14 protein-coding genes and 1 other RNA gene are annotated in these 21,227 nt (G+C 66.8%); 1 reads left to right on the top strand and 14 read right to left on the bottom strand.

The features are described from left to right. Positions 1-8: 8 nt before the first annotated feature. From WFI54_RS10845 to WFI54_RS10895, 11 genes are all read right to left on the bottom strand, one after another. Complete coding sequence (locus WFI54_RS10845) at positions 9-3,077, bottom strand: DNA polymerase III subunit gamma and tau (RefSeq protein WP_336652808.1); 3,069 nt, start codon at positions 3,075-3,077, stop codon at positions 9-11. Positions 3,078-3,179: 102 nt separating this feature from the next. Next, positions 3,180-4,367, bottom strand: a complete 1,188-nt coding sequence (locus tag WFI54_RS10850) for an acetate/propionate family kinase (protein WP_336652809.1) — start codon at positions 4,365-4,367, stop codon at positions 3,180-3,182. A gap of 2 nt (positions 4,368-4,369) precedes the next feature. Continuing rightward, positions 4,370-6,478: a phosphate acetyltransferase gene (gene pta / locus WFI54_RS10855; protein WP_336652810.1), complete on the bottom strand. Its 2,109-nt coding sequence runs from the start codon at positions 6,476-6,478 to the stop codon at positions 4,370-4,372. Positions 6,479-6,640: 162 nt separating this feature from the next. Then, positions 6,641-8,119 (bottom strand): phytoene desaturase family protein, encoded by a 1,479-nt coding sequence (locus WFI54_RS10860; protein ID WP_336652811.1) that lies wholly within the window; start codon positions 8,117-8,119, stop codon positions 6,641-6,643. A 109-nt stretch (positions 8,120-8,228) separates the two neighbouring features. Further along, positions 8,229-8,325, bottom strand: an RNA gene (gene ffs, locus WFI54_RS10865) — signal recognition particle sRNA small type. A gap of 5 nt (positions 8,326-8,330) precedes the next feature. Beyond that, complete coding sequence (locus WFI54_RS10870; protein ID WP_336652812.1) at positions 8,331-10,913, bottom strand: S8 family serine peptidase; 2,583 nt, start codon at positions 10,911-10,913, stop codon at positions 8,331-8,333. 193 nt (positions 10,914-11,106) lie between these two features. Then, on the bottom strand, positions 11,107-13,191 hold the full coding sequence (locus WFI54_RS10875; protein ID WP_336652813.1) for an ABC transporter ATP-binding protein: 2,085 nt from the start codon (positions 13,189-13,191) through the stop codon (positions 11,107-11,109). Continuing rightward, complete coding sequence (locus WFI54_RS10880) at positions 13,191-14,927, bottom strand: ABC transporter ATP-binding protein (RefSeq protein ID WP_336652814.1); 1,737 nt, start codon at positions 14,925-14,927, stop codon at positions 13,191-13,193. Before WFI54_RS10880 ends, WFI54_RS10875 begins: the two co-directional genes overlap by 1 nt. Before the next feature lie 244 nt (positions 14,928-15,171). After that, on the bottom strand, positions 15,172-15,555 hold the full coding sequence (rplL, locus tag WFI54_RS10885; RefSeq protein WP_336652815.1) for a 50S ribosomal protein L7/L12: 384 nt from the start codon (positions 15,553-15,555) through the stop codon (positions 15,172-15,174). 79 nt (positions 15,556-15,634) lie between these two features. Beyond that, positions 15,635-16,144 (bottom strand): 50S ribosomal protein L10, encoded by a 510-nt coding sequence (gene rplJ, locus WFI54_RS10890; RefSeq protein ID WP_336652816.1) that lies wholly within the window; start codon positions 16,142-16,144, stop codon positions 15,635-15,637. 309 nt (positions 16,145-16,453) lie between these two features. After that, the gene (locus WFI54_RS10895) at positions 16,454-17,176 is read right to left on the bottom strand and encodes a response regulator transcription factor (RefSeq protein ID WP_336652817.1); all 723 of its coding nucleotides are present in this window, start codon (positions 17,174-17,176) and stop codon (positions 16,454-16,456) included. A 352-nt stretch (positions 17,177-17,528) separates the two neighbouring features. On the opposite strand from WFI54_RS10895, the gene WFI54_RS10900 reads away from it, so the two are divergent. Beyond that, the gene (locus WFI54_RS10900; RefSeq protein WP_336653094.1) at positions 17,529-18,083 is read left to right on the top strand and encodes a YqaJ viral recombinase family protein; all 555 of its coding nucleotides are present in this window, start codon (positions 17,529-17,531) and stop codon (positions 18,081-18,083) included. A gap of 78 nt (positions 18,084-18,161) precedes the next feature. Here WFI54_RS10900 and WFI54_RS10905 read toward each other — a convergent pair whose 3' ends face one another. Genes WFI54_RS10905 through WFI54_RS10915 form a run of 3 tightly spaced genes read right to left on the bottom strand, consistent with a single transcriptional unit; the run spans position 18,162 to position 21,100 of the window. Then, positions 18,162-18,785, bottom strand: a complete 624-nt coding sequence (locus tag WFI54_RS10905) for a PH domain-containing protein (protein WP_336652818.1) — start codon at positions 18,783-18,785, stop codon at positions 18,162-18,164. A gap of 4 nt (positions 18,786-18,789) precedes the next feature. Next, positions 18,790-20,493 carry an SPFH domain-containing protein gene (locus tag WFI54_RS10910; protein ID WP_336652819.1) on the bottom strand — a complete coding sequence of 568 codons (1,704 nt, stop codon included), beginning with the start codon at positions 20,491-20,493 and terminating at the stop codon, positions 18,790-18,792. A 40-nt stretch (positions 20,494-20,533) separates the two neighbouring features. Then, complete coding sequence (locus WFI54_RS10915; RefSeq protein ID WP_336652820.1) at positions 20,534-21,100, bottom strand: hypothetical protein; 567 nt, start codon at positions 21,098-21,100, stop codon at positions 20,534-20,536. Positions 21,101-21,227 lie beyond the last annotated feature (127 nt).

The following is a 21,227-nucleotide window of genomic DNA, read 5'->3' on the forward strand; positions in this document are numbered from 1 at the left end:
GCGCAGGGTCAGGGGGTGCGCGGAGGCAGGGGGCGCTCCTCCACGAAGCGGGCGCCGAGCACCTCGCGCACGACGGCCTCACCGTAGCGGGTGAACGCCGGAGCGGAGCGGCGGGCCGGTGATTCCGGTGCAGCGGGCGAATCGCTGGCCTGCTCCCCCCGCAGCGCAGCGGGCGGATCGCCAGCCAGAGGCGGGGTCGGCAGCCGAGGGGCAGAGCCGTGATCTGGCGCTGGCCCCGCGGGTGCCGGTGCTGCTGGCGCCTCCGCGCTCAGCTGCGAGAGTTGGTGCGGGTTCTGGTCCGGCGCCTGTCCGCCTGAGCTGGTCTCACCGCCTGAGCTGGTCTCACCGCCGGGGCGGGTCTTCCCGTCAGAGTGCTCGGCGGCGTAGGGGTCTTCGGCGACCCCGGCATAGGGGTCGCCGTCGGGGTCGTAGGAGGCGGGGATGTAGTCGTCATCGGCGGGCTCCGAAGCCACAGGGTCTGGCAGCACGGCGCGGGCACCGCCCCGCGAACCGTCCTCGGATACGGGTGGCTGCGCTGGGGGCTCAGGCGCCTCCGCGGTCTCGCCGGGCTGAGCACGAGGCACTGCGGGTGCGAGTGGTGCCCCATCAGCGGGCGGAGCGGGCGGCGGATCCGCCCAGGCCGGCGCGGCAAGCGCTGGGCCGAGCCCGCTCAGTCGGGCTGCTGCTCGCGCGACAGGGTCGTCGGCGTCGCTCACACCACGGCTCGCGGCTCCCGGCGGCAGGCTCGTTGCCGCCGCTTCGTCACTGGAGCTCGCCGTCGACGCGGTCTCGCGCAAGCCGCTCGGAGGCTGCTCAGTGCCAGCGACTCGATGAGGCTCCTCTGCGTCGGGGTCGCGCGGAGCATCCCCTGAGCCATTGCCGCCCTGCGGAGCGGTTTCGCGATTGTCACCGGCCGGAGCAATGCGCTTCGGCACGTACTTGACGTTGATGCCGATGGCCGCGTTGATGGTCTCGCGCAGCGGCCCTGCACCGCTCGCCTTGAAAGCTGCGAGGTCTGACTGAGAGCCGAGCCCCACGGTGAGCACCTCACCGTCGAGCGCGAGAGGCGTCACCACTCGCACTGCGTTCCAGGCCTCGCGATCCGCCTGCAGAATCTCCTCGAGCAGTTCGGGCCACAGCTCGACGAGGTCGTCGAAGCCGCCGGGGGCGGCCTCTGCTTCTGCCCCAGGCACGCCCGTTTCGGAGGCCTCTGCAGCTTCGGAGGCGTCATGCTGCGCAGTCTCGGCTGTCATCTCAGCGGCGGCAACGTCCCCCGCTGGGCGGGCAGCTGGCTGCGTCGTTGCCGCGGCTGCGTCTTGCGAACCCGAGGAGGGAACGGCAGCTGCCTGCTGCGCAGTTGCCTCACCCTGCGGCGGAGCGGGGGGCGCTTGGAACGCTGCGTCACGACCGATCCCCTCGATCTGTGCCGCGCTGAGCACATCGGAGATCGGTCGCCCGAACCCCGCCGCACCCGTGTTGGGGTGGCTCGCCGAGGCCGCAGAGTTCTCAGACGTCGAGGGCAACATGCCCGAGCCAGGAGCCGGGTCATGGCCAGAGGCCGAGGCAGCAGACTCGGTGCTCGCGGTGGCCGGCGCGGTGCCGGCTCCGGCCGGATCTTCGCGCAGGAACTCCCTGATCGACGCCGCGGTCTCGGCTGCGTTCGGCTGCGCCTGAGCGGGCGCCGCCGCGGCGGCCTTCGAAGCGGCCAGAGGAGCAGGGGCGGCATTCGCGGAAGCAGAGGCAGGGCTCGTGGTCGGTGTCGCTTCGGGAGCGGGAGTGTCGTGCAAGGCACCCCTGGCAGCGGCCACCGCGGCGAGCGGGTTGGGCCGGGGCTGCGCGGGAGTGGCAGGCGTGACGGCCTGGGTTAGGTCTGCACGCTGAGCCGCGGGGGCAGCGTGTGTGGCGGAGGAGGGCGCTGCCGCGCCACCCGCAACGAGGTGCTGCGTGCGAGCTGCTGCTGTCACCGGCTGAGTGGACTGCTCTACCAGGGCGCGGGCAATCATGAGTTCGAGCTGCAGCCGGGGCGCCGTGGCACCGGCCATTTTGTCGAGCGAGCCGCTCACTACATCGGCGATACGCGACAGCTCACCTGGCCCGAAGCTCTGCGCCTGTTCGAACATGCGGGTCAGCTGGTCTTGGGGCACACCCCTGAACACCGCTGCGGCGCCGTCGACCGTTGTTGCGTTCACCACGATGAGGTCGCGCAGCCGCTCGAGCAGGTCTTCGACGAAGCGACGGGGATCCTGCCCGGTCTGCACGACGCGGTCGGTCGCGCGGAAGGCCGCTGCCGAATCGTGAGCGCCCAGCGCAGCAACGACGTCGTCGAGCAGTTCGGTGTGCGTGAAGCCCAGCAGGCCGGCAGCGCGCTCGGATGTGACGAGGTCACTTTCAGAGCCTGCGATGAGCTGGTCGAGGATGGAGAGGGTGTCGCGCACCGATCCGCCGCCGGCGCGCACCACGAGCGGCAGCACGCCCGGCTCGACGCGCACGCCCTCGCTGTCGCAGAGCGACTGCACGTAATCGATGAGCGTGCCCGGCGCGATGAGCCTGAAGGGATAGTGGTGGGTGCGCGAGCGGATCGTGCCGATGACTTTTTCTGGTTCGGTGGTTGCGAACACGAATTTGACGTGGGGCGGCGGCTCTTCAACGATCTTCAGCAGGGCGTTGAAGCCTCCCGGCGTGACCATGTGCGCCTCATCGATGATGAAAATCTTGAAGCGATCGCGCGCGGGAGCGAAGACGGCCCGCTCGCGAAGGTCGCGTGCATCATCGACACCGCCGTGGCTTGCAGCGTCGATCTCGACCACGTCGAGCGATCCGCCGCCGTCACGGCTCAGTTCGCGGCAGCTGGCGCACACACCGCACGGCGTATCCGTGGGGCCCTCTGCGCAGTTGAGGCAGCGCGCGAGAATACGCGCCGATGTGGTCTTGCCGCAGCCGCGCGGGCCGCTGAAGAGGTAGGCGTGCCCAATGCGCCCGGTGCGCAGGGCGGTCATGAGCGGTTCGGTCACCTGAGACTGACCGATCATCTCGGCGAACGATTCTGGCCGATAACGGCGATACAGTGCGGCAACCACGGGACCATGCTACCGGCGACCACTGACATTCTTCGTGGAGCGGCTGCGATCCGCTCGCCGCCTCTCAAGCGGATCGCAGAGCCTGCCTCACCCGCGTCACGGTCACGCGACGAGAGCGCGGGTCTGCCTGGCGATCTCCGCCTCCTCATCGGTGGGCACGACTAGCACCTCGACCCGTGAATCATCGGCGCTGATGCGACGCGCACCTCGATCCGGGGAGGCATTGCGCGACGCGTCGATGCGAATCCCGAACCATTCCAAACCGGCGCAGACCTCCGCGCGCAGCGCAGCGTTGTTCTCGCCAACGCCGGCAGTAAACACAATCGTGTCAGCCCCGCCCAGCTCCACGAGGTAGGCGCCGAGATAGCGGCGAACCCGGTGCGTGTAGACCGCGATGGCAAGAGCGCCTTCACTGCTCCCAGCATCGGCGGCGGCACGCACGTCACGGAAATCACCGGACCCCGTGAAGCCACGCAGGCCAGAAGCGTGGTTCAGCAGCGTGTCGAGATCATCGACCGAATAGCCCTCGCGCATGAGGTGCAACAGCGCACCGGGGTCGACATCGCCGCTGCGCGTTCCCATCACCAAGCCTTCGAGGGGGGTGAATCCCATCGAAGTGTCACGAGACTGTCCGGCCGCAACAGCACACACCGACGCACCATTGCCGAGATGCAGCACGATCTGACGCAGCGACTCGAGCGGGCGCCCCAAGAACTCTGCGGCACGCCTCGACACCACCTGATGAGAGGTGCCGTGAAAGCCATAGCGGCGGATCCCGTAGCGTTCGGCAACCTCGGTATCGATGGCGTAGGTGTATGCCTCCCGCGGCATGGATTGGTGGAAGGCCGTGTCGAAAACGGCGACGTGGGGCACTCCGGGAAATTGCTCCCGCGCGGCAACGATCGCCTGATATTGCCCGGGATTGTGCAGCGGCGCAAGCGCCCCCAGCTCAAGGATCTGCGCCGCAACCACGTCGTCGATGCGAGTCGGGGCGCTGAACACGCTGCCGCCCTGCACCACACGGTGCCCCACGGCTGCGATACCGAGCGCGGCAACAGGCGTTCCCGCCCGCTCGAACGCCGCAACCATCTCGGCGAACGCTGCCGCATGGTTGGCAACCCGCGCCCGCAGCTCCTCCTCACGGCCGTCATCGCTACGGTGTACCAGCTGCCCTTCGGGCTCGCCGATGCGTTCGATCAGGCCTGAGGCGATTCGTTGCTCGGTTTGCGGCTCGATTAGCTGATATTTCACCGACGACGAACCAGCGTTGATCACCAGAATGCTGCTCATGCTCATCGCCCCATTCCGGCCTGCACCGCTGTGATCGCGACGGTGTTGAGGATGTCGTCGACGGTTGCGCCCCGTGACAGGTCGTTGACTGGTTTGGCGAGTCCCTGCAGCACCGGCCCCACGGCCACCGCACCGGCAGAGCGCTGCACCGCCTTGTAGGTGTTATTGCCCGTATTCAAATCGGGGAATATGAAGACCGTTGCGTGGCCGGCGACCGCTGATCCGGGCAGCTTCGCAGCCCCAATCTCCGGGTCGCTCGCGGCATCGTACTGCAGCGGCCCCTCGATCAGCAGATCCGGGCGCGTCGCCCGCGCAAGCGCAGTCGCTTCGCGCACCTTGTCGACATCGGCACCCGATCCCGACTCCCCCGTCGAATACGAGAGCATCGCGACCCGCGGCTCCACACCGAACTGCGCCGCAGTGTCGGCCGAAGACACAGCAATATCGGCAAGCTGCGCCGCAGTCGGATCAGGGTTCACCGCGCAGTCGCCGTAGACCAGAACCCGGTCGGCAAGCGCCATGAAGAACACACTCGACACCACCGAAACACCGGGCCGCGTCTTAATGATCTCCAGGCTGGGTCGAATAGTGTGCGCAGTCGTGTGCGCGGCGCCGGACACCATGCCATCAGCGAGTTGCAGATGCACCATCATGGTGCCGAAGTAGCTCACATCGCGCATCACCTCACGCGCCTGCTCCAGGGATACCCCCTTGTGCGCGCGAAGCGTTGCGTATTCCATCGCGAAGCGCTCCCGCAGCGGAGAGCTCGCCGGGTCGATCACCTCAGCCGCGTCGATCGACAGGCCGAGCTCGCCTCCGCGCTTACGCACAGCCGACTCGTCGCCGAGGATCGTCAGCCGGGCTGTGCCGCGCGCAAGCAGCGTGCTCGCGGCGCGCAGAATTCGGTCATCGTCGCCCTCGGGAAGCACGATGTGGGCGTTCGCCGCAGCTGCACGATCAAACAGTTCATACGCAAACATGACGGGTGTGCGCACTCCCCCGCGGTGCAAGCGCAAACGCTCCCGCAGCACGGCAGCATCCACATGTTTGTCGAACAGGGCGAGCGCCGTGTCGAACTTGGTGGGCGACTCCTCGGTGAGCAAACCGCGAGCGCGGGAGATACGCTGCGCGGTATCGAAGGTGCCGAAACTCGTGCGCACCACTGGCAGCGTCGAGTCGATCCCGTCGAGCAACTGCTCCACCGCACGCGACAGTTCGAACTCACCGTTCAGCACCACAGCCGCAATGGTGGGGAAGGTGGGCGCCTCGTGCGCCATCGTCACCGCGAGCAGGGTTTCGGCCCGATCCGCCGCGATCACCACAGCCGCGCCCTCAATCAGCCGCGGCAGCACATGCTCCATCGCCATGCCCGCGATCACGACATCGCGCACCTCGCGGGCCAGCAGATCCGCTGAACCGCGCACCAACTCCCCGTCGACAGCCTCGATCACACCGCTCACCGGAGGCGCCACAAGCAGCAGCTCCTCGGGCACCGCCCACACGGGAGTGCCCGCAGGCAGCGAAGCGGCCACCTGACGCTCGATCTCGCCAAGATGCTGCGGGTCGGCGCGGTTGACCAGCGCCGCAAGCACCTCAGCGTGCTCAGCACGAAGCTCAGCGAAGCCCAATTCAGCGAGCTGCGCGATCTCCGAGGGCGTGCGGGCCGGCTGCTGGCCGAGATGCTCAGCCTCCTCATTCGAACGCCCGCCAAGCACCAGCAGCACAGGCGTGTCAAGATTTGCGGCAATGCGCGCGTTGAAGGAGAGCTCGGTGGGAGCCGCTACATCACTGAAATCAGAGCCCACCACCACAACCGCATCGCAGCGATCGCGCAGCCGCCGATACGCCGCCACAATACGGGCCATCGCGGCCTCAGGGTCGGCGTGCGCCTCGTCGTAGGTGACGCCCACGCACGCCTCGTAGGGCGCATCAGCGGTCGTTCGGGAGTGCAGCAGCTCAAGCACACGGTCGCGTTCGGCTGCTGAGCGGATCAGCGGCCGGAAGACCGCAACGCGCGGTGCGTCCGCCCGTAACGCGTCGAGCACACCGAGCGCAACGGCGCTCTTACCAGTGCGTCCCTCGGCCGAGGTGAGGTAAATACTCGCTGCCACACGTCAACCCTACGCCTCTACCGCCGACACTGGCCCCGCCCACCCAACGGCCCTGAGCCTCCCCTCGATACGGGGTACGCCGAAAATGTGGCGTCTCCCCCGGCAATCCCATATTTTCGGCAGATCCCATATCCCAGGCGGAGGGTTGGGGTTTGGGGTTGGCTAGTGGAAGCCGAGGTCTGGATCGGGCAGCCCGTACTCGTGCGTCAGAGCCGAACGGGCGGCGTACCAGCCGGGAAGGCCGTGCACTCCAGGCCCGGGAGACGCCGACGACGAGCACAGGTAAATGCCCGCCGCGGGCGTGCGCCACGGCTCACGGGCAACAACCGGGCGCGCGAACAGCTGCCGCGGCGTCACCGCACCGGCGCTGAAATCGCCACCGACATAGTTTCGGTTGTATCCGGCGAACTCGGCTGCAGTGGTCACCCGCACATCGAGGATCCTGTCGCGGAAGCCCGGCGCGAAGCGTTCGATCTGCGCAATGACGGCCTGAGACACGTCGACATTCGAGCCCTGCGGAACGTGCGTGTAGCTCCAGATGGGCGTCAACTCAGCACCGCCCTCGCGCACCGGAGCCCGCTCAGGGTCGAATCCGGCCGCCTGCACCAGCAGCACGTACGGGGTGCTGGGGTGTCGACCCCGGGCCACCTCGAGCTCGGCAGCCGCCCCATCGGCACGGCTGCCGCCCAAGTGCACTGTTGGGGCGGCAGCGACCCGTTGATCCGCCCAGGGAATCGGCCCGTCGAGCACGAAATCGACCTTGCTCGCGCCGTCTCCGTATCTAAAACGGCCGAGCGCACGCCGGTACCGGCCAGGTAGGGCGGAGCCCGCGATCCGCACCAGTCCACGCGCCGAGGTGTCGAATAGCTTGACGCGGTAGGCGGCGAGCTCGCGCACATCGGAGATCGGATGCGCGGTCTCGATGCGCCCGCCGTGCACGAGGAGGTCGGCCGCGAGTGCGTCGGTGATGGCTCGCGATCCGCCCACCGGCACCGGCCAGCCGTGTGCGTGCCCGAGGGTCCCGAGCACCAACCCGACGCCCGCCGAGGCGAGCGCGGGCATGCGGCCGATGCTGTGGGCGGCGACGCCGGAAACCAGCGCGGGTGCTGCTGGCTCACTGAACCGCGCGTTCCAGAGCGGCGTGCCCTGCTCGACGGTGCGCAGCGCGGTGAGTATCGCGGCCAGCGGATCGCGCGGCCAGCGCAGCATAGAACCGCCGAGCGCGAAATCGACAACACCCTCAAGATGCTTGAGCAGCGGCCGGTAGAGGCGGGCGTAGGCGGGCCCATCTCGGCCGAGTTCTGAGGCGGTGCGTGCTAGATCGCGGTAGGCGATGGCTGCCCGATCACCGCTCTGGACGCCGTCGAGGGGGTTGGCGTAGGAGGCGTCGGGAACCACGAAGTTCACGCGGCGTTCAAGATCGAAGGCGCGGAAGAATCCGGTGGCGAGGGCCATGGGGTGGATCGCGGAGCAGACGTCGTGCAGCACGCCCGGGCGCACGAACTGCTGCGTCCGGGTGCCGCCGCCGATGGTCTCTGCTGCCTCGAACACGGTCACCGGAATGCCGGCGCGCGCGAGCGTGACCGCCGCAGCCAGGCCGTTCGGCCCGGCCCCGACAACGGCGGCACCTCCTGAGGTCATGTGCCCAGCGTAGCGTCAGGCCCGGTCACCGGGTCCGTCCACTTAGAAAGACCCCCATGCACGCTCCGACCCAGCGCCGGGCCCACCGGCACCAGCAGGCTCACACACATAGAAAGACCCCCCATACACCTGGCAGAGCCCGACTACCCTTGCTTCGTTTCCGACCTGGGGGAGTTCGCCGAGATGCCACCGCATGGGGGGCCTTACTAGTCTAGCCGATGTTCTCCTCGGTGTCGTTCACGGTGCTTGCTGCGGCGCGCTTGCGGCGCAGGGCGATGGCCGCTGCGACGGCTGCCCCACCGAGCAGCACGAGTGCGACTGCTCCGATGATGAGCGGCGTGTTGTTCTCGCCGCCGGTCTTCGACAGGGTCTTCGCCCCGGGCCCGCCGTCGTTTGGCTGGGGTGCGGGGTTGGGTGTTGGTTCGGGGGCTGGGGCGTTCGCCGTGGTGATCGTGATCGATGACGCGGCACCGGCCTTCCCGAGGCCTGAGATCGGGGTGACCCGGGCGGTGTAGCGAGTGGCGGCAGTGAGCCCGGTGAAGGCGTGACTCAGCTGCTGCGTGCCTAGCTGCGCCGTTTGCACGGAGTTCGCGGGCAGCGGGTCACCGGTGAACAGTTCGACCAGGTAGCGGTTCGCGTTCGCTGCGGCCTGCCAGCCGATAGTTGCCGTGGAGTGGGTGACCGTGGTGGTGGCGAGTGCGGTCGGCTGGGCGGGCACGGGCGAGTCTGCGTAGATCCGCTCGAGCAGCGCGTTCGCGTCAACGATGCCGGCACCGAAGACCTCGGCGTCGGAGAAACCCGTGTAGGGGTTCACCGGTCCGCCTTGTGCGGTGCCGCGGGCTGTTCCGATCACCAGCTGTCCGAGTGCTGCGCCGCGCAGTTCGGGCGAGTATGACAGGCCGAGCGCTGCGACGGCGGCCGCGTTGGGCGCGGCGGCCGAAGTGCCGTAGAAGCGGTACTCGGGAGCACCGGGGGCGCCTTCGTCTTCTCCGAAGAACGTGGTCTGGGTGCCGTCGACCGCGGCGATGTGCGGCGTGTTCACGATCACGGGTTCGGGAAGTCGCGCGGATGGTGCCGCGGCATCGATGCGCACCGGCTCGTAGAGCAGTGTGCCGGGGCCGAGCGAGCTGTAGTCGCGCACCTTCTGGGTGTCGTCCCAGTGCAGTGAGGCGACGCTGATGCCGGAGCCGTCGCCGCCGTGGCCGAACACCGTTTCGCCGACCCAGTCGGTGGCGGCAGGGCCGAGATCCGCATTGCCCAGGTGGGTGCGCTCCGCGATGGCGGGGCCGCCACGGATGAAGGAGAGGAACACTGCCGGTTTGCGCGCGGCGGGGTCGTATCCGGTGCGCACCATCACCATCCGCACCTCGGTGTCTTCGTTGACGACCACGCTGCCCGTGAACCCCGGGTGGGCGGGAGCAAGCTGTGAGGCTCGGCCGATCAGCTGGACGTCGTTGCTCGCGGCGTCTTGCACTTCGTAGAATCGCAGCTCGTAACTTGTGGTGACCCCGTGGAGCGGTTCGCCGATGGAGCCGAAGGGACGCATCTGTGCTTGACCTCCGTTGAGGCCGCCCCGGATCTTAAGGGTGTCGTAGGGGGTAGTGACCGAGGGGTCGGGGTCGAAGTCGAGGCAGTCGGCGGTCGGCGGGGGCGTGCCGATTGTCGGGTCACCCGTCGGCTCGAACACCCAGCTCGGGCAGGCGGTCTCTCGGTATGCGGTGGTCTGCCACGATGAAATGGGCTTGCCGGTGCTCGCCCCGCTGGTGCCGATAGCTGCGGAGTTGCCGGCCGAAGTGAAATAGGTGATGCCTTGAGCCTTGACCTGCTCGATGGCAACTGAGACAAGGCTCTGCTGATAATAGGTTTCGCTCAAGAATGAGATGTCGTCTACGATGATGTCGGCGCCAGCGTCTGCGAGCTTGAAGATGTTACTCGCCATGTCGAGCTCGCTCGATCCGGAGTCAGCGAAGAGCAGTTTCGCACCGGGTGCGATGCCGTGCACGAGCTGGGCCATGGCGCGGCCTTCGTCGCTGGCCCCGACTTTCCCGTCGGAGACGATGTCGACGGGCAGCTTACGCCTGCAGGGGTTGTCTGCGCCCGGGAGTGCACCCGTTGCGACGTCCTGTTCCCAGCTCCTGGGGGACGAAGTCTGATTGAAGGAGTCGGAGATGATGCCAATGGTGACGCCGGTGCCGTCTACGTCGAAGCCGTCGCGCGCGAGGTCGGCGTGCAGCGGCGCATCCGCTTCGATGGGGATGGGCCCGCACGGGGCTCCCGCGGGGGTGGCCACGGCGGGGCCTAGGGCTTTGCCGGTGAGCGCCGCGATCTGGCCGGGCAGACCGGCGACGGCGGCAGATCGGTCGGTTCCGCTGAACGGTCGCAGTGCGGGAATGGCGCTCACGACGCCGGGCACCGCTGCGAGCACGTCGAGCTGCTCGGGGGCGATGGTGACGGTGGCCGCGGCGAAGCCGGTCAGCACGGTCTCGATCTCGGCTCCGGCTGCCGTGACGGCGGCGAGTTGCGCGGCGTCGGGCACGTCGGTGAAGGTCACCGACACGGTGAGGCGGTCGGCCCCGTCGAAGGTGAGACTGCCTTCGCCTGCGACAGGCAGCGACACCGCCTCAGCGATCTCCTGGGGTGTCGTTGCACCCGACTCTGCGGCTTCCACGATGCGTTCGGAGAGGCCCCCCGAAGGGGCTTGCTCCTCACCCTCCGCGTGTGCCGGCGTAGTGAACAACATCAGCATGGGGAGCGCAAGAGTTGCTGCGATCCCCCGGCGCATCGATGCGCGCATAGTCTCCCCTGTCCGCGGATGCCGTATGGCGTCCGACCAGAGCAGACACTACCCGAAAACTTGAACACAGTCCACAACTGTAGGAGCTTTTGCCCAGGCGACACGGGCACTGAGTGCAGCAGCCACCCGTTCGAGATTGCCAAGAGCCCCTAGTCGGCTGCGTGGAGCGGCGTCACAACGCCGCTCCACGCACTCAGGAGTTGGTGGTCTCCTCGCCTGAGTCTGCCTCCACTACCCCGACAGAACCGGTCGCAACCGCTATTGCACCGGTGAGCAGCTCTTCTGCGTGGGCCTCATCAACCTCACCCGCGAACTGCGCCTGATAGAGCTTGTAGTATGCTCCACGCTTCGCCAGCAGCTCTTCGTGGGAGCCCTGCTCGACGATGCTGCCGTTCTCCATCATGAGAATGGTGTCGGCGTCGCGGATCGTGGACAGGCGGTGCGCGATGACGAAGGAGGTGCGGTCGGTGCGCAGCGCGCGCATGGCCTGCTGCACGAGCACCTCGGTGCGCGTGTCGACCGAGGAGGTGGCCTCGTCGAGGATGAGCAGCGACGGATTCGCAATGAAGGCGCGCGCGATCGTGAGCAACTGCCGCTCACCCGCCGACAGCGAGGAGGCATTCTCCGAGATCTCGGTGTCGTAGCCCTCGGGAAGCTGCCGCACGAAGCGGTCGACCATCGTGGCGGTCGCGGCCTCGACGACCTCGTCATCGCTCGCGTCGAGGCGCCCGTAGCGAATGTTCTCGCGGATCGTGCCGTCGAACAGCCATGCGTCCTGCAGCACCATCCCCACCTGGCTGCGCAGCTCTGCACGCGTGAGGTGGGTGATGTCGACGCCGTCGAGCATGATGCGCCCGCCGTTCAGCTCGTAGAACCGCATGATGAGGTTGACGAGCGTGGTCTTGCCCGCACCGGTCGGCCCAACGATCGCAATCGTGTGGCCGGGCCTCGCTTCGAGCGACAGGCCCTCAATGAGCGGCGTCTCGGGGTCATAGCTGAACGAGACGTTCTCGAACTCGACGTGCCCGTCAGTGCGCTCGGGCAGACGCTCGGATGCCTCATCGGGCTCCTGCTCGTCGGCGTCGAGCAGATCGAAAGTGCGCTCGGCGGAGGCCACACCGGACTGCAGCATGTTCGCCATGCTCGCCATCTCGCTGATGGGCTGCGAGAACTCGCGCGAGTACTGGATGAAGGCGGTGACATCGCCGAGCGTCATCTGGCCGGCGGTGACGCGCAGCGCTCCAACCACGGCGATGAGCACGTAGCTGAGGTACTGCACGAACTGCATGGCAGGCATGATCGTGCCCGACAGGGCCTGCGCCTTGTAGGAGGCATCGAAGAGGCCTTCGTTGCGGCGGTCGAACTCTTCTGTCATCTCAGCATCCCTGTTGAAGATGCGCACGAGCTCGTGACCCGTGAACGACTCTTCGATGTGGCCGTTGAGTTCGCCCGTGTGCTTCCACTGCGCCACGAAGAGCTTCTGCGCGCGAACGCCGACGACGCCCGCGATGATGCCCGAGAGGGGCAGGGCGATGAGAGCGATGAGCGCGAGCTGCCACGACACGATGAACATCATCGCGGTGATGCCGATCACCGTCAGCACCGACTGCACGAGCTGCGAGAATGCCTGCTGCAATGCCTGCTGAATGTTGTCGACGTCGTTGGTGACGCGCGACAGCACATCGCCACGCTGGCGCCCGTCGAAGTAGCTGAGAGGCAGCCTGTTGATCTTCGCCTCGATGTCGCGACGCAGCTGGTACACGATGCGCATCACCATGCGGTTCAGCAGGTAGCCCTGCAACCACATCAGGAAGGACGCCACCAGGTAGAGCGCGAGCACGGCGAGGATCAGGCGGCTCAGCAGACCGAAATCGATGCCCTCGCCGGGCACCACATTCGCGCCTGCGAGCACATCGGCGAACTGCGAGTTGCCCTCGGCGCGAGCCCCCGCGATGATCTGTTCGATGGGCACACCGGCAGGGAGCTGTTTCCCGAGGATGCCGTTGAAGATCACGTCCATCGCCTGGCCGAGAATCTTGGGGGCGATCACGGTGAGCACCACCGAGGCCACGACCAGCAGCACCACGAGCGAGAACAGCCATTTCTCAGGCGCGAGAAGGCCGAGCAGTCGCTTCGCGGACGGCCAGAAATGCTTGGCCTTCTTCACGGGCTGTGAACCGGTCCAGTCTCCGTTGTCGGGCTGGTAGTCGTCGGGCAGCTCGAACTCGCCGGTGGTGGCGGCTGCCTCGGCGCGCTTCTTCGTCTTCTTCTCAGCCATCAGGCCGCCTCCGCCTCTTCGAGCTGCGATCGAACGATCTCCTGATAGACCTCGCTCGATTCGAGCAGTTGCTCATGGGTGCCGCGCCCGACGATCTCACCGTTTTCGATCACGAGGATCTGATCGGCATCGGTGATCGTAGAAACGCGCTGCGCCACGATGATGGTCGTGGCTCCTGCCGTGGCCTCTGGCAACGCAGCGCGCAGCCGCGCATCGGTAGCCACGTCGAGCGCTGAGAAGGAGTCGTCGAAGAGGTACACCCGCGGCTTCGCGACGAGCGCACGCGCGATCGACAAACGCTGGCGCTGTCCTCCCGACACGCTCGTGCCGCCTTGCGATACCGGCTCGTCGAGCTGGCGCTCCTTGGCGCGAACGAAGTCGTCACCCTGGGCAACCCGCAACGCCTCCCACAGCTCCTCATCACTCGCATCGGATCGACCAAAGCGCAGATTCGATGCGATCGTGCCGGAAAAGAGGTAGGGCCGCTGCGGCACGAGGCTCAGTGCTTCGGCGAGCTGAGCACGGGTCAAGGCGGAAATCGGTGCGCCATCCACGGTGATCGATCCCTGCTGGGGATCGTACAGGCGCAGCATGAGGTTAAGTAGCACGGTCTTGCCTGCACCCGTCGAACCGATGATCGCCGTGGTCTTGCCGGGTTCGGCGACGAAGCTCACCCCGTTGATAACAGGGGCCTCAGCCCCCGGAAACCCGAAGGTGACCCCGTCGAACTCGACGCGCCCCGAACTCGGGGTCGCTACGGTCTCGGACGCGGGGAAGGAAAGCGTCGACTCCGTGTCGAGAAGCTGCCTGATGCGCTCGGCGCACACCACTGCGCGCGGAATCATCATGGTCATGAAGACGCCCATCATCACAGCCATCAGAATCTGCAGCAAGTACTGCAGGAACGCGGTGAGCGAGCCGACCTCGACAAGACCGGCGTCGACGCGGTGGCCGCCGAACCAGAGCACGGCAGCGGTGGCGCAGTGCAGCACCATCATAATGACGGGGAACATGAGCACGAAAATGTTGCCGACCTTAACCGAGACTTCGGTGAGGTTGCGGTTTGCTACCTCATAGCGATCAGCCTCGAAGTTCTCGCGAACGAAGGCGCGCACGACCCTGATGCCCATGATCTGCTCACGCAGCACACTGTTGATCGAGTCGACGCGATCTTGCATCTTGCGGAAGAGCGGCAGCAGCAGCCACACCAGAAAGCTCACGATGATCGCGAGCACTACCACCGACACCCACACGAGCCAGGACAGGCCAGCGTCTTCTCGGAACGCCATGATGATGCCGCCGATAGCCATGATGGGTGCCGAAACCATGAAGTTGAGCGTCATCAGCACGAGCATCTGCACCTGCTGCACATCGTTGGTGCCGCGGGTGATGAGCGTGCCTGCACCAAAGCGGGTGGCCTCGAGCGTGCTGAGCGAATCGACCTTGCGGTACACCTCGCGGCGCAGATCGCGTCCGACACCCATCGCGGTGCGTGCACCGAAGTAGACCGCCACCGCCGCGGTGAGGAGCTGACCCAGCGAGACAATGAGCATGAAGCCGCCCGTGCGCCAGATGAACTCGGTGTCGCCGCGGGCAATGCCGTTATCGATGATTTGCGCATTGAGGCTCGGCAACCACAACGCGGCGATTGTGGAGAGCAGCTGCAACACGACTACCGCCGCGATGAACGGCCAGTACCGTTTCGCGTGTCGAAGCGTCAAAGAGATGAGGGCCACGAGAATCCTTTCGTCGTGTGCCATTCTGCGACGCACCACCCACATTCATGGCCAGTCGGCGGCAACGGAAGGGCCCAACCCGCGTCAGCGGGGGCCTCGAATCGGATCAGAACAGCCGGGCAACTGTACCAGCTTCCGGCTCCGACCGCTACCGGCAGACCCCCGAATACGCGAAAGGGGCGGAACCACCCGAAGGTGATCCCGCCCCTGCTTCGCTGTGCGAAGAGCCGAAGTCCGAGAGGACTTAGACGAGCTTGACGCCCGCGCCAGCTTCCTCGAGCTTAGCCTTGGCCGCCTCGGCGTCCTCCTTCTTCGCGCCCTCGAGCACGTTCTTGGGAGCCTCCTCGACGAGAGCCTTCGCCTCGCCCAGGCCCAGGCCGGTCAGCTCGCGCACGACCTTGATGACCTGGATCTTCTTGTCGCCAGCCGACTCGAGGACGACGTCGAACTCGTCCTTCTCCTCGACGGCCTCGGCAGCGCCACCGGCGGCCGGAGCAGCGGCGACGGCAACCGGAGCGGCAGCCGACACGTCGAAGGTCTCCTCGAAGGCCTTGACGAACTCCGAGAGCTCGATGAGGGTGAGCTCCTTGAACTGCTCGAGCAGCTCTTCAGTCGAAAGCTTAGCCATTGTGTATCTCCTTGATGTTTGCCCTCACGCGGTGCGCGAGAGGCGGGTGTTTGTGTAGCGAAACGGCGTATGCCGATCCTTACGCGTCCTGCTTCTCCTGCAGCGCGCCGAAGCCGCGTGCGGCCTTGGCGGGCAGAGCGTTGAACAGCTGTGCCGCACCGACCAGAGCAGCCTGCATGGCGCCGGCGGCCTTGGCCAGCAGCACCTCGCGGCTCTCGAGATCGGCAAGCTTGCCTACCTCAGCGGCGGTCAGGGCGTTGCCATCGAAGTAGCCCGCCTTCACCACCAAAAGAGGGTGTGCCTTGGCGAAGTCACGCAGAGCCTTGGCGACCGCAACGGTGTCACCGTGCACGAAGGCGAGAGCCGAAGGACCGGCGAGCTCGTCATCGAAAGCGGTGATCCCGGCGTTGTTGGCCGCAATCTTGGTCAGCGTGTTCTTCGCCACAGCGTACGTCGCGTGCTCGCGGATGCTGTTGCGGAGATCCCGCAGCTGGGCAACCGTGAGACCGCGGTACTCAGTCAGCAGAACGGCGGTCGACTCTTCAAACTTCTGCTGAAGATCGGCAACCGTAGCGTCCTTCGTAGCCATGGCGCTCCCTAGCTTGTCGTACCCGTGCAGCGGATGCCGCTCGGGGGCCGTGCCGCTCGGATGCTCCCCTGAAAACAAGAAAAGCTCCGGCGCGCACGCACGGAGCTTCTGTGAAGAATTGGGATCGGGATCCCACTCTCAAGGAGTTCGTACCTGCGCAGGTCTTCGCTTACGCGAACGTTACGGGATTCTGACGAACCCTACCGACGGTCTGTGGCCGTAGAGAACCCTACCACACCACACACACAAATGCGATCCGCTCCTCCCCCAGGAGCGGATCGCATCTGTCAGCTGAATGCCTTGGTCGGCTCAGGCGGCGGGCTTCAGCATGTAGCCTGCGCCGCGCACGGTGTGCACCATCGGGGCGCGGCCCGCATCAACCTTCTTGCGCAGGTACGAAATGTAGAGCTCGACCACCGTTGACTTGCCGTTGAAGTCGTAGGCCCACACACGATCGAGGATCTGCGCCTTCGACAGCACGCGGTTGGGGTTGCGCATCAGGTAGCGCAGCAGCTCGAACTCGGTGTTGGTGACCGCAATGGGCTCCCCAGCCCGCTCCACCTCGTAGCTGTCCTCGTTGAGCGTGAGATCCCCCACACGCAGCACCGGGTCAGGCTCCTGGGCAAGTGCCACCTGCGAACGCCGCACAAGACCGCGCAGCCGCGCAATCAGCTCTTCCAAGCTGAACGGCTTCACCACGTAGTCGTCGCCGCCCGCGGTCAGGCCGTTGACGCGATCCTCGACCGAGTCGAGCGCTGTCAGGAACAGCACCGGGAACATGTGCCCGTCGGAGCGGACCCGCGACAGCAACTGCATCCCGTCGAAGTCGGGCAGCATGATGTCGAAAACAGCGACATCAGGATCGAATGAGCGAATCTTCTGCAGTGCCTCTTCCCCATTGGCAGCAGTTTCGACATCCCACCCTTCATATCGCAGCGCCATTGCGACGAGCTGCGTGATCGATTCCTCGTCATCTACGACGAGGGCGCGCACCTTCCCACCATCGGCGCGCTTCAATATTTGAGATTCCATAGTTCTGAGTGCCCCTCACCCGGCACGTCTCGCGCTGAGAGAAGTCAACGCCGAAGCGCACCAGATCGTTATCTCCCCCCGGACGCCTGAGTCCATATGAGCGCCTGGGGAACTTGTCTTCACGAGCCTAGTGCTTTCCTTTCCTGCAGCGCATCCAACAAACGATGATGAGCGCCTTCTCTCGATGGATTGTCAGCGAATTTTCCGCTTCGCGCGAAAGAACCTGCCGCATTTTGCCACTTTGCGCGACAGCAGGTGCCTTTCAGGTGCCTTCGCGAGCCGTGTCGAAGCCGCCGCCGAGACGTGGAAGACTGGGGTGGTGACCGAGCAACAGCCCTCCTACCTGAACCGGATGGTCACCGACGGCACTGATCGCATGGCGTGGATGCGAGCACGCGCGCGCGGCATCACCGCGACCGATGTGGCGAAGCTGACCAGCCCGCGTTCGATCGAGGCCGCGGCTCACGAGAAACTGCACGGCAGCAGGTTCACCGGCAACGCCTACACGGCGCACGGCAAGGCCCGGGAACCTGAGATTGCCTCCTGGGTGCTGCGCGAGCATCTCATCTCGCCGAGCCAGGCCCTTTTTCACGCTGAGACCGACCTGCGCCACCTCGCTACCCCCGACGGGCTCGTACTGCGAGAGAACGGCATCATCGAACTCGCCGAGATCAAGACCACCAACAAGCAGTGGCGCTCGATCCCCCGCAACTACCTGCGCCAGGTCTGGTGGCAGCAGTATGTGCTCGGTGCCGAGCGCACACTGGTGGTGTGGGAACGGCACGAGAATTTCGTGCCCGTCGGTGATCCCGAGTGCCGCTGGGTGGATCGCGACGAAAGCGAGATCGAGCAGCTCGTCGGGCTCGCCGGCCAGTTGATCGACGTGCTCATCACCCGCACCAGTTGAAGGTGCGGCGAGCAGACGAGCCGCTGCGATAGGAGCCTGCGGTAGCTGGTGGCCGCTGCTGATGTCAGCGGGGGCGGATCACCAGAACGAGACCGGCCCGGCCTGCTCCGGGTGCACGGAAGTGTCTCCCTTCGGCTGTGCTGCCGGGAGGTTCGCGAGTCGCTGCTCCACCCGGGTCGCGTGCTCGTAGTTGCGCGCCATCAGGTCTTGCAGCGCATCGGCGACCCGCTCACTGCCAGGCACGTCGACCAGTCTGAGGCTTTCACTGCCGTGCAACAGCTCGATGTCTCCCGCGCCTCGCATCCGTTGCAACAGCCCCCGCCGTGAGCGCACTTCGCGCACTCGCCCGAGGGACACCTCGCTGCGGTGCCGCGAGAAGAGCCCTCGGCGCAGAATCACACGGCGGGTCGTCACGGTGGTGCGGTGCGCGAGCCATGCGAGCACTGGCAGGATTCCGAGCAGCAGGGCCAGCAGAACGGCGCCGGCACCCGCCGCGAGGTTCATCCACGCGGCGGGGAGGGCTCCCACCCAGTACCCGGCAGCTGCGGCGATCACGAGCAGCGCGAGCACCGGCAACACGAGATGGCGCCCGTGGCGACGGAAGCGGAGCACGACGACCTCCGGCTGTGCATAGCTCACCGGAGCCGGGCCGAGCACCGACTCGACCTCGGCAGTGACCGAACGGGGTACTCGGGAGGGCATGCCCCTATTCTGCCGGGTTCTGCTGAGGTGCAACGCCGAATCCGTCGAGACCGGTCGCGGCAGTGCCGCCAGCGCGCTGGGCGGCCGCGCCTGCGGCACCCGTCACGGACTCTGCGGCCTCAGCAGCTTCGGCGGCAGTCTGCGCAGCGGTCGCGGCGAGATCCTGCGCGGCGACGGCAATCTGCTCGGCCGCGCCAGTATTCGCCCCGGTGCCAGCATCGGAGTCACCGGTACTATACCGAGCCTCTCCGGGCGTCGCGACAGCAGCCCGAGCGCGATCAATGCGGGCCTGATCCGCCTGCCCCTGCGAGGCGCGGCCAGCCGCCGCACCCGCAGCGCCGCCGGTGACCGCACCGTTGAGCATGCCCACCAGGTCGATGCCCACGGTCTCACGAGCCATCTCGAGCATGCCCTTGATGTTGCCCATCGCGTCGCCGGTGACCTTGGCCGAGCCATCGGCAGATACGACGGTCATGTTGTCGATCGCGCCGATTGCCTGCGCGTACTCGCCCGCGATCTCCGGCAGCAAGTGGATGAGCTCCTGTGCCAACACGGCCTGCGACTGCGTCTCGAGCGCGCGGGCTCGAGCATCGATCGCGGCGGCCTCTGCCGTGCCCTTCGCTTCGAGCGCCGAAGCCTCGGCCCGGCCCTCGGCCTCCAGTGCCTCCGACGCAGCGATACGCGCGGCACGGTTCGCAAGGCCCTCGCGCTCCACGGCCTTTGCGCGCCCCTCGGCGGCCGACACCGCGGCCGCCGCTTCAGCCTTCGCCAGCGCCTCGACTCGGTAGGCCTCGGCCTCGGCGACGGCGCGCACATCGGCGTTCAGCTGCTCGGTGCGCAGCGCCACGCCCTTCTGCGCCGTGATCTGCTGCTGCTCAACAATGGCCTGCTGCTGAATCGCCTGCTCCAAGGGCTCGGCGGCCGCCGCCTGCGCGGTTGCCCTGTCGGTCTCGGCCTGGATTTCGGCCTGGCGCAGTTTCAGCTCGCGATTGCGATCGAGCAGTACTTTCTCGGCCGCGATCTTCGCCTCCTGCGACGCCTGATACGCATTCGTCTCAGCGATATCGGCCGCCTGGCGCACCTTTGCCGCCTCGGGGCGACCGATGTTGGTGATGTAGTCGGCACCGTCGCGAATCTCCTGGATCTGCAGCGTGTCGACCACGAGGCCCTGCTTCGTGAGCGCTTCCTCGGCGGCTTCGAGCACGCTCTGGGCGACAACGGCGCGATCTCTGATGATCTGCAGCACGGTGAGCCCGCCGATAATCGAACGCAGCGAACCCGACAGCACCTCCTGCGTCGACTCATCGATCTCGTCGGAGTTCGACAGGAATCGCTGGGCGGCGGCGCGGATCATCTCCTGGGTGCCTCCCACCTTCACCACGGCAACGGCCTGCGCCTGGATCGTGATGCCGTCTGTGGTCTGCGCCTCGGTGGTGATCGACAGGCGTCGGGAGCGCAGGGAGATGGTGAACGACTTCTGCACGAAGGGCACGACGAACACGCCGCCACCGGTGACCACCTTCTGCCCGGATAGATCGCGCGACCGCTGCCCCGAGGCATCGACAACTTCCTTGCCTTTGCCGCCGGTGACGATGATCGCCTCGTCAGGTTTTGCGATGCGGTACCGCTTGATGATGACGAGTGCCACCAGCACCAGCGCGATGACCGCGCCAAAGATGCCGATGATCGCCGGGCTTGCGAGCAACATTCAGTCTCCGTTCATTGAGTCTTGGGGTCTGCTGCAGGGTCTAACCGGAGGCGCCTGGCGCAGCATCCGGGGTGGGCGGAACCGAGACCGGCTCGACGCGCACCGAAGTCGAGGTGACGGTTTGCGTAACCCGCACCGCCGCGCCACGCGGGATCGCGGTGTCGGCCGAGGCGGCGAGCGAGATCCGCTCGCCGTGGCGGGTGATGGCGACCTCGCCGAGCCCGCCCTCAGGGATCGCGAGCACGACCGCCCCCTCGGATCCGACAAGGTCGCTGCCGCTCACCGCAGTGCTCGACTCGGCGCCGCGGATCATGCGCGACAGCCACCAGGCGGCCGCACCGCCCACCGCCCCCGCCAGTGAGCCGATCACTGCCGCGACCGGTGTGGCCATGCCTGCGCCGACGCTCGCGAAGGCCGTGAAGCCGAAGATCGCGGTGAACGCCGCGATGGTGGTGAGGCTGAGCGGGCCGTCGCCGAAGTCGAACGCGTCGAAGATGCCGTCGAGCACCAGGGAGACGAGCAGCAGCACCCCTCCGATGACGCCGATGATGAGGAAGACGCCGCCCGCCATCAGCGAGCCGTCGAGCAGCCGCTCGAACCAGGTCATGATGCCATCCATCGAGGGCCCCCTCTCGAGCGATCCGGTACTGGCAGCGTATCAAGGGCCTCGGACATCGTCACCGCCGGGCAGACGCAGCGGCGGCGGGCGGCGGGCGGATAGCGGATAGCGGCGC

Source organism: Leucobacter sp. MMO-125, from assembly GCF_037148395.1.
Lineage (GTDB): Bacteria > Actinomycetota > Actinomycetes > Actinomycetales > Microbacteriaceae > Leucobacter.

Coding starts and splice junctions, on each gene's coding strand:
- WFI54_RS10850 (WP_336652809.1), bottom strand. CDS start 4,367: ATGAGCAGCATTCTGGTGATCAACGCTGGTTCGTCGTCGGTGAAATAT.
- WFI54_RS10860 (WP_336652811.1), bottom strand. CDS start 8,119: ATGACCTCAGGAGGTGCCGCCGTTGTCGGGGCCGGGCCGAACGGCCTG.
- WFI54_RS10870 (WP_336652812.1), bottom strand. CDS start 10,913: ATGCGCGCATCGATGCGCCGGGGGATCGCAGCAACTCTTGCGCTCCCC.
- WFI54_RS10875 (WP_336652813.1), bottom strand. CDS start 13,191: ATGGCTGAGAAGAAGACGAAGAAGCGCGCCGAGGCAGCCGCCACCACC.
- rplL (WP_336652815.1), bottom strand. CDS start 15,555: ATGGCTAAGCTTTCGACTGAAGAGCTGCTCGAGCAGTTCAAGGAGCTC.
- rplJ (WP_336652816.1), bottom strand. CDS start 16,144: ATGGCTACGAAGGACGCTACGGTTGCCGATCTTCAGCAGAAGTTTGAA.
- WFI54_RS10895 (WP_336652817.1), bottom strand. CDS start 17,176: ATGGAATCTCAAATATTGAAGCGCGCCGATGGTGGGAAGGTGCGCGCC.
- WFI54_RS10900 (WP_336653094.1), top strand. CDS start 17,529: ATGGTCACCGACGGCACTGATCGCATGGCGTGGATGCGAGCACGCGCG.
- WFI54_RS10905 (WP_336652818.1), bottom strand. CDS start 18,785: ATGCCCTCCCGAGTACCCCGTTCGGTCACTGCCGAGGTCGAGTCGGTG.
- WFI54_RS10910 (WP_336652819.1), bottom strand. CDS start 20,493: ATGTTGCTCGCAAGCCCGGCGATCATCGGCATCTTTGGCGCGGTCATC.
- WFI54_RS10915 (WP_336652820.1), bottom strand. CDS start 21,100: ATGACCTGGTTCGAGCGGCTGCTCGACGGCTCGCTGATGGCGGGCGGC.